This is a genomic window from Rathayibacter sp. SW19 (assembly GCF_030866825.1).
In the GTDB taxonomy this organism is placed as follows: Bacteria; Actinomycetota; Actinomycetes; order Actinomycetales; family Microbacteriaceae; genus Rathayibacter_A; species Rathayibacter_A soli.
Map to the genome: position 1 here is coordinate 816,028 of NZ_CP133020.1, position 6,710 is coordinate 822,737.

Here is a 6,710-nt window from a genome sequence, read left to right on the forward strand (position 1 = left end):
AACACATGGCAAAGACAGTCGTCGGTCTCGACATCGGCAGCACCACGCTGCGGGCTGTCGAGATCGCAGGCGCCGACACGGCGCATCCGGTGATCCGACGGTATCGGCAGGCACCGACCCCGGCCGGATCCGTCACCCGCGGCGAAGTCGTCGAACCCAACACCGTCGCACACGCTCTCAAGCAGTTGTGGGCCGCGGGAAAGTTCAGTACCAAGCGAGTCGTGCTCGGCATGGGCAACCAGCGGGTGCTCGCGCGCGACTTGAGCGTTCCTAAGGCGCCGATCGAACGCATCCGTGAGTCCCTTCCGTTCCAGGTGCAGGACATGCTGCCCATGCCCGTGGCGGATGCCCTCCTCGACTTCTACCCGATCTCCGAAAGCCAGGGCGAGACCGGGCCCATGGTCAACGGATTGCTCATCGCCGCCGTCAAAGAGGCGGTCGCCGGCAATGTGAAAGCCGCGCAACTGGCCGGACTGTTCACGGTCGAGGTCGACCTCATCCCGTTCGCCCTGGACCGCGCACTCCTGACCCGCCAGCACACCGTCGGCACGGTCGCACTGATCGACATCGGCTACGCCACCACGAGCGTGATCATCGCGACTAACGGCGTGCCGCAATTCGTGCGCATCATCCCGACAGGCGGCGGTGACGTGACGGATGCTCTCGCCACCCGGCTAGACATGCCCATCGACGAGGCGGAGCTTCTCAAGCAACGCCTCGGACTTGCAGCGGCCGTCACGGATGTCGCGGGCGAACACGCCGCCGCGATCATCTACGAGCTGACGAATGAGCTGCTCGGCAGTCTGCGCAACACCGTCAACTACTTTCGCAACACCCGACCGGCTGACCCGGTCAGCCACATCGTGCTCACAGGCGGCGGCTCGTATCTGCGGGGCTTGCCCGAGGCGCTGCGCGAGTTCTGTCGACTATCGGTCATTCCGGGCGACCCGTTCGCGAGCGTTGCGCTGGCCCGCAACGTGCACCCTGACACACTGCGCGCCAGCAAGTCCTCACTCCTGGTCGCGTTAGGGCTCGCATTGGGGAGCGCGGCAGCATGACCAGGCGTGAGCACGACGACAGCAACGGTGTCGAGCCCCAGGCGGGCGCGACCAGGCGTGGCCGTGTCGGTCGCCGGTCGCATGACTCCGGAATCGGGGCAGCCAGTCTCGCGGCCGTGCCGAAAGGTTCGGTTGAACCCGCATCGGGCCCAGGATCTTCCGAGATCATCGAGGGCACGTTCGATCCGTACGCGGCTGAGGTCGAAGCCGAAGCAGCGCTGTCGGCTGCCGCGGACTTCGAAGTGGGCGGCGGACTGTTCAGCGGCATCGTGCCGCGCGAGCCGGCATCCGGATTGTCGGCGCCTGGATTGTCGGCGCCCGGATCGTTTGCGGCTGGATCGTCGGCGCCTGGATCGTTTGCGGCGGGCGGCGCAGGGTCGCGCGGGGCGGCATCCGGGGGCGGGGCGGCATCCGGGGGGAGCGCGGTATCGGGGGTCGGCGCGTCGGCGGGCGGCCCGGCCACGTGGAAGGCCGGCGCATCGGCGGACGGCCCGGTCACGGCGAGCCCAGCCTCGGCGAGCCCGGCCGCGGCGAGCCCAGCCTCGGCGGTGGCCGCACCGGCCGGAGCCACGGTTGCGACGGCCGTACTGACGGCACCGGAACCGCAGACCAAACCGCAACGCGGCGCGCCGAGGGGCGACCGGCGCCCGGTGATTGTCGTCGGGGGAGAGCCGCGAGCGGACCTTCTTCCGCCGGAAGTTCGCGCACAACGCAAGCGGGCCAAAACCGCGAGCCGCGCACTGCTCTGGTTGGTTGTGGTGGTCGTGGTCATGGCCCTTGTGATCGCCGGCAGTGTGTACCTGGCGATGAACGCGCAGACCAACCTGGCGAACGAGCAGGCGCGCACGCAGAGCATCCTGGTGCAGCAGCAGAAGTACGTGGCGGTGCAAAAAGTGCAGGCCGAGGTCGATCTGATCAAGGCCGGCCAGCAGGTCGGTGCGTCGACCGAAGTCGATTGGAAGACGTATCTGACGAAGCTGCAGGGCACCCTGCCCGCCGGGGTGACGATCTCGACCGTCACGATCGACTCTGCGTCGCCGCTCGCACCGTATGCTCAGGCGACTGCGCCATTGCAGGGATCGAGGGTGGCCACGCTGACATTCTCGGCGACGACGCCGACGTTGCCGGACATCCGCACCTGGTTGGATGCCTTGGCCACGCTGCCCGGATATGCGGATGCCGTGCCCGGCACGATCACGCAGGACGCCAACGGCAGTTACACCGCTGACGTGACGATGCACATCAACAAGGACGCCTTCGATGGCCGCTTCGCGACGAAGAAGGGGAACTGATCATGGACCGCAGCAGAATCTGGATCATCGGCGCAATCGTCGCCATGATCGCCGTCGTGATCTTCGGGGTGCTGTTGGGGGTGCAGCCGCAGTTGGCGGCGGCATCCGATGCGAATCAGCAGCAGCAGTCGATCGCCGCGCAGAATGGCGCGAAGCAGGCGGCGCTTGAGCAGTTGAAGACGGATTACAAGAATCTTCCGGCGTTGAAGTCGACGCTCGCGGAGTTGCAGAAGTCGATCCCGCCGCACGCCGATCTGCCCGCATTCATTTCGGATCTGAACGCGCTCGCGGGCGCGACGAGCACGACCGTGACCGGGGTTACCGTGAGCGACGCGCAGCCGTATGTGCCGCCGGTCACGGCGGCTGTGCCGGCACCAGGGGCGGCCGGGGCGACCGCCACGCCTTCGCCGAGTGCGTCGGCCAGTGCTCCGGCGGCCGCGCCGAAGCCGGCCACGCCCGAAGCGCCCGCACCGGTGACGAACGCGAAGATCACGGGAGGCAACTTCGTCGCCGTGCCGATCAAGATCACCGTTTCGGGCGATTATGGGCAGGCGCTCGCTTTCATGGACGGGTTGCAGCACGGCCAGCGGCTCTTTCTCGTGACGAACTTTGCGAGCAATGGGGCGTCGGCAGCTGCGACGGCTGCTGCGGCCACGGCGGCTGCGGATGCTGCGAAGTCGACGTCGAAGCCCGCCTCCGGCTCGTCAGACGCGTCTTCCCCCGCGGCGACGCCGGCGCCCTCGAGCTGGACGGTGAGCGGATACGCCTACGTGCTGCTGAACAGCGCGCCGGCGACGAAGTAGCGGCGCTGGTCAAGTAGCCGGCGGGCGCCCCGGCGCCCACGCCCCGCTGGTCGAGTAGCCCGCGAGCGAAGCGAGCGGGCGTATCGAGACCAAGGGCCCCCCGCCGTGCACAGTCGGGTCTCGATACGCGTATTCGCTGGCGCTCATGCGCTACTCGACCACCGGGAGTGGGTCTCGATACGCGTATTCGCTGGCGCTCATGCGCTACTCGACCACCGGGAGTGGGTCTCGATACGCGTATTCGCTGGCGCTCATGCGCTACTCGACCGCCGGTGCTGGGGCGAGTTTCCTCCGAGTCGAGCCATGTTCGCGGAATGGCTCCGGGGTGAGCGTCGTCGCGGTTGCTACAGTGTCCCCATCGCCGAATGCCCGCGCGCGAGACGAGGAGTGACGTCATGAGCAACACGACCCCGGAGCCACCGGCCGACAAACTCGTCGACGAATCGACGGAGACTGTCCCGGTCGCTGAGCCTGCCGAAGTGCCCGAGCAGAAGACTGTTCCAGTCGCTGACCCTGCCGATGCGCCTGCTCCAACCGAGAGCGGCCCTTCGTCAAGCTCAGGGAGCGAGGGTGCTGTGCCCGAGCGGCCGGTGGCAGATGAGACTGTTCCGGTAGCTGGCGTTCCGGTCGCTGAGTTTGCCGAAGCGCCCGAGCAGAAGACAGTTCCGGTCGCGGAGCCTGCCGATGCGCCTGCTCCAACCGAGAGCGGCCCTTCGGCAAGCTCAGGGAGCGAGAGTGCTGCGCCCGAGCGGCCGGTGGCAGATGAGGCTGTTCCTCCTGCCGCGCCCGCTGCCGCAGCGGTTCCCGTCGCAGCAGCACCGGTCGCCGCCGCAGCACACACCAACGCCGCCCCGATGGGTGCGCTGCCTGCAACCGCTCTTCCTACCGCCTCATATGTCACGCCGGTGTACGTCGCTGCGCCGCAACCGCCGAAGGATAAGGGCAACCGGGGTGCGGGCATCCTGATCGCGCTGGTGGCGGCCGTGGCCTATGCGGTTGTGTCCGCGATCGCCGTGCTCGTGATCTTCCTTCTGAACAAGCGCACGATGAATGTCGCCACCCACGACTTCGTGCAGTACCTCGGCACGCCGTCGTACTATGTGCCGATCCTGATCTTCGCGGGGGCGTTGATCGCGCTGATCGCGATCGTCAACCGCGGCGGATGGTGGGCTTACGTTCTCGGCGCATTCGTCGTCGCGGTCATCGTCTACTTCGCATACATCGGAAGTGTGCTGCTGACCATCAACGCGTGGCAGTTCACCCCCGCGCAGGTCGGGCGGATCGTCGGCCAACTCTGGGCGAACCCCCTCACGCTGGCGGCCGCAATCATCGCACGCGAGGTGCCGATCTGGTTCGGCGCCTGGATCGCAGCGCGCGGCAAGAAGGTGCGGCAGCGTAACCTGGATGCAAAAGAAGCTCACGAGAAGGAGCTGGCCGCTGGGCCGCAGCCGATTCAGCACGCCGGCTGAGGAGGAGCATCCCACGCGTGCATAACTTTCGGCGCTACGCAGCGACCGTTGCCGCGTTCGCGACCATGTTTTACGGTGCGCTGGTGGTCGCGGCGTTCGGCATGATCAGCCTGCTGCTGGATCGGGATGTGATCACCGACCCCTCCGCCGGCCCCCTCGTCGGACCGGTGATGACGGTCGTCGCCGTCGGGATCGTGCTCGCGGTATTGCTCAACATCGGGCTTCGCGTGCGTGAAGACCGGCAACGGATCGCCCTCGGCGCCGCGCTGCTCACCGGCCTCGCTTCGTACTTCTTCTTCGGCGTCGCTGGTGCGCTGCTGATCGGGATAGGCAGCGGGGATCCGATTGCCTTCCTCACCTTTCTCGCACTGCAGCTTGTGAGCCCGTTCGCGATCGCGGCCGGAGTGCTGGCATTCGTCGTCACAATCCTTTACATGCTGATTCTCGCGTCGAAAGTCGGCGATAAAGGCCGCCCGCGCTGGCCCTGGGAGCGCTACGACGAAGACGAGTGAGCTGGGCCGACCCGTGTTCAACTGATCGCGGCACGCTGAGAGTGCCCCGTTCGGACAAGCGCGCGCACCTGAGTGGACGTTCTCGTCTGAACCGGGCACTGTCATTGTGGCGCGCGGGCGTTTCGCCGCGGGTTCGATGTGTTCCTTGTTGCTGTTTCAAATCCGCCTTATGTGAGGCGGATTTGAAACAGCGACAACGCGCATTCACTTTCCCGGCGGATGCACACCGGCTGCGAACGCTCCCACCGCCCGGCGTGCACTCCTCGCGCTTGAAGCCACCATCGCGTGAGTCGCGTCGAAGACCAAGCCGGGCTCCACGTCCCTACTTTCGCGGTAGTGCACGATCGCCGTGCACGCAACGCGAATGTCTTCGAGGCGTTGTGCAGAGCTACGCATCACAGAGGCACGGCAGCTGCGAGGGCTTCTGCCGCAACGGCGGGCTTCAGTCCGCCTGCGGGAACTATGTCCACAGGCGCACCGAGGATGCGCTCCGCTTCGCCTCGCATCCGCGACACGGCAAATACGCCTACATCGCCGTGCAGATCGACCAACAGATCGACGTCGCTGTCTTCGTGCTCGTCTCCGCGAGCAATACTGCCGAACACGCGCACGTTCTCAGCTCCGAGGGCATGCAAAGCAGTCAGGAGTTCGACGCGATTCCGCGCCAAGCGGGTGCGCAAGTCGGTGACAACCAACGGCTTCAGGTCAACGTGCAAATCGAAGCCTGCTGCGCGGATCAGTCGCTCAAGGAGGGGAAACGAAGGCTCGCGCTTGCCCGATTCATATGAGCTAATCACGCTCTGCGTCACGCCAGCGCTCGCCGCAAGCTCAGTTTGCGAGAGGCCAGCGCGTAAGCGCGCCAGCTTGATGTACTCAGCTGCAGTTGCCATCCAACTATTATAGCGGATTGTAGATATTTGAATCTGCCTGTAGCAGACCGTCGCCACGTTCGGACTCTCGTCTGAACCGGGCACTGTCATCGTGGCGCGCGGGCGTTTCGCCACTGGTTCGATGTGTTCCTTGTTGCTGTTTCAAATCCGCCTTATGTGAGGCGGATTTGAAACAGCAACAACGCGCATTCACTTTCCCGGCGGATGCACACCGGCGGCGGACGCTCTCACCGCCCGGCGCGCGCTCCCTGCGCCTGCATCGTGCAACTTGCGGCGAGCAGCTTGCATCGAGCAGCTTGCACCGTGCAGCGTGCACCGGTTGGTCTGCACCGGCGCGTCGCATCCTTTGAGAAGTCGCGCACGTAACGTTGCTCATGTCGCGCCGCGCATGCATGTCCGGTTCGGAATTGAAGGCGACGGGTATATGCCGCACTGTGCATGAGCCGTCTTGATGCCGCCGCGATTCGTCCGAGACAGAGCGGGGTCGATAGCGCCGCGCATCCAGATCGCGCGTGCACCGTGTTGTTTCCGAGAAGCCGAACTGTAGCACTCTCTCAAAGATTATTCAAAATTCGGGGTTGACGACGCATTCAGGGGCGCGTATAAATGGCGCAGATTCACGCGGTGGGGGACCAGCTAGCGGATGCCCTACTCGCCTATCGCTTCCTGCTTGAGCTGGAGTTCAC

General features: G+C 65.7%; 6 protein-coding genes. 5 read left to right on the forward strand and 1 reads right to left on the reverse strand.

The annotated features are described in order from the left end of the window. Positions 1-5 precede the first annotated feature (5 nt). The 5 genes from pilM (at position 6) to QU604_RS03835 (ending at position 5,134) form a co-directional block, all read left to right on the forward strand. On the forward strand, positions 6-1,058 hold the full coding sequence (gene pilM, locus QU604_RS03815) for a type IV pilus assembly protein PilM (protein WP_308467469.1): 1,053 nt from the start codon (positions 6-8) through the stop codon (positions 1,056-1,058). Further along, entirely contained in the window at positions 1,055-2,350 is a 1,296-nt protein-coding gene (locus QU604_RS03820; protein WP_308467470.1) for a PilN family protein, read from the forward strand. Before pilM ends, QU604_RS03820 begins: the two co-directional genes overlap by 4 nt. A 2-nt stretch (positions 2,351-2,352) precedes the next feature. After that, positions 2,353-3,153 (forward strand): hypothetical protein, encoded by an 801-nt coding sequence (locus tag QU604_RS03825; protein ID WP_308467471.1) that lies wholly within the window; start codon positions 2,353-2,355, stop codon positions 3,151-3,153. Between the two features lie 395 nt (positions 3,154-3,548). After that, positions 3,549-4,622, forward strand: coding sequence for a hypothetical protein (locus QU604_RS03830; RefSeq protein WP_308467472.1), 1,074 nt, complete (start codon positions 3,549-3,551; stop codon positions 4,620-4,622). A gap of 17 nt (positions 4,623-4,639) precedes the next feature. After that, a complete protein-coding gene (locus QU604_RS03835) occupies positions 4,640-5,134 on the forward strand; it encodes a DUF6121 family protein (protein ID WP_308467473.1) in 495 nt (164 codons plus the stop codon). 395 nt (positions 5,135-5,529) lie between these two features. Here the strand turns inward: QU604_RS03835 and QU604_RS03840 are convergent, their stop codons facing one another. After that, entirely contained in the window at positions 5,530-6,024 is a 495-nt protein-coding gene (locus QU604_RS03840) for a type II toxin-antitoxin system RelB family anti-toxin (protein WP_308467474.1), read from the reverse strand. Positions 6,025-6,710: the final 686 nt, after the last annotated feature.

Coding starts and splice junctions, on each gene's coding strand:
- pilM (WP_308467469.1), top strand. CDS start 6: ATGGCAAAGACAGTCGTCGGTCTCGACATCGGCAGCACCACGCTGCGG.
- QU604_RS03820 (WP_308467470.1), top strand. CDS start 1,055: ATGACCAGGCGTGAGCACGACGACAGCAACGGTGTCGAGCCCCAGGCG.
- QU604_RS03825 (WP_308467471.1), top strand. CDS start 2,353: ATGGACCGCAGCAGAATCTGGATCATCGGCGCAATCGTCGCCATGATC.
- QU604_RS03830 (WP_308467472.1), top strand. CDS start 3,549: ATGAGCAACACGACCCCGGAGCCACCGGCCGACAAACTCGTCGACGAA.
- QU604_RS03840 (WP_308467474.1), bottom strand. CDS start 6,024: ATGGCAACTGCAGCTGAGTACATCAAGCTGGCGCGCTTACGCGCTGGC.